This is a genomic window from Kitasatospora sp. MY 5-36, assembly GCF_001182915.1.
In the GTDB taxonomy this organism is placed as follows: Bacteria; Actinomycetota; Actinomycetes; order Streptomycetales; family Streptomycetaceae; genus Kitasatospora.
In genome coordinates this window covers 1-1184 of sequence record NZ_LFVW01000117.1, presented here as the reverse complement: position 1 = coordinate 1184, position 1184 = coordinate 1, and the positions used below count along the sequence as shown (strand labels likewise).

Below are 1184 nucleotides of genomic sequence, written 5' to 3'. Positions count from 1 at the left end.
CCCTGTTCCGGGTGATCCGGCCCGAACCCCGCCTGCGCCTCGGCGAGGCCGAGGCCCGCGCGCTGGCACCGCTCGTCACACAATGGCTGGAACGGGGCTGCGACGAAGCCGAGTTGGCCCACGCCCTGCTCCCCGGACTGCCGCAGCCGATGCACTCCCCGGTGGCGATCCTCCGGGACCGCCTTCAGCGCAAGCTGCCACCGGAGCGCCCCGAAACCCAACCGGCCTCGTACGCCGAGTGCGGCCGCTGCCACGATCCGGTGCCCCGCCCCGGCATCTGCCGCGCCTGCGCGGGCCTCGGCACGAGAACCGTCGCCGTCGGCACCGGCGCGCCCGCGACCCCCGGAGGCGTCGCCCGCGCCCGCGCCGCCCTACGGGGGTGGCAGTCGCCGTCCGCCGTGGCGCTGGGCAGCTGACCTTCCATCGCACCATCGCCGCCTGCAGAAGCGCGCCTCTCCTCAGGGACGGGTGCCGGGCTGGTCGACGACGGCGCGGGCGAGGACGGCCATCTGGCTGGTGATGTCGCCCTTCTTGAAGGTCGCGCCGTCGGTGACGGCGACGCTGCGCTCGCCGAGGTAGGTGTAGTCGGTGCTGTCGAAGATCCACTGAACCTCGGCCCTCGCACCGCTGTCCCGGCGCGCGACCGCGATGCCGGGGCGGCCTGCCGCGTCGGTCACCGAGTCGATCACCCTGACGCCGGGGATCTTCGCGGCCGCCCGGTAGAGCGCAGCGCTGACGGCCGGTGGGGCGATCTGGTCGCGCAGGAGGTCGCCGACGGTCCTGAACGCCTCCTCGTCGGGGCCGGGCCCGTGGCCTTCGGTGTCCGCGTGGATCCTGGCCAGCAGCGCATCCGGGTCGGTCGGCAGGGCGGCGACGTAGGCGTAGCTGCCGAACCTCCCGGCGTTCGGCACGGGTTCGGCCTCCCCGTGCTCGTCGCTTCCTCCGGGGTTCGGCAGGTGCCCGTCCACGAGCAGCAGTCCCCGCTTGCTGCCGTCAACGGCCGTCCAGAGCTCCCGGGTCTGCGGCGCCTCGCCCTGCGACTTCGCCCAGTCGTCCAGGCTCTTCACGTAGACGAACTGGTCCCCGCGCGCCGCCGGGGCGGGCTGCTGTTCGGCGGCCCGCGCCGCGCGGTCCAGGACCACGGCCGCGACCGGCCGCGTGGGGTCGGCGCCCCGCTCGGTCGG

At 75.2% G+C, this 1184-nt stretch carries 1 protein-coding gene and 1 pseudogene; one reads left to right on the top strand and one right to left on the bottom strand.

What is annotated here, in order from left to right:
* Window positions 1–416: pseudogene (locus AE652_RS09660) on the top strand (hypothetical protein); the annotation flags it as partial.
* A 42-nt stretch (window positions 417–458) separates the two neighbouring features.
* Here the strand turns inward: AE652_RS09660 and AE652_RS43040 are convergent.
* Window positions 459–1184: CU044_5270 family protein (locus tag AE652_RS43040; protein ID WP_199823067.1), on the bottom strand; the 726-nt coding region annotated here is incomplete at its 5' end.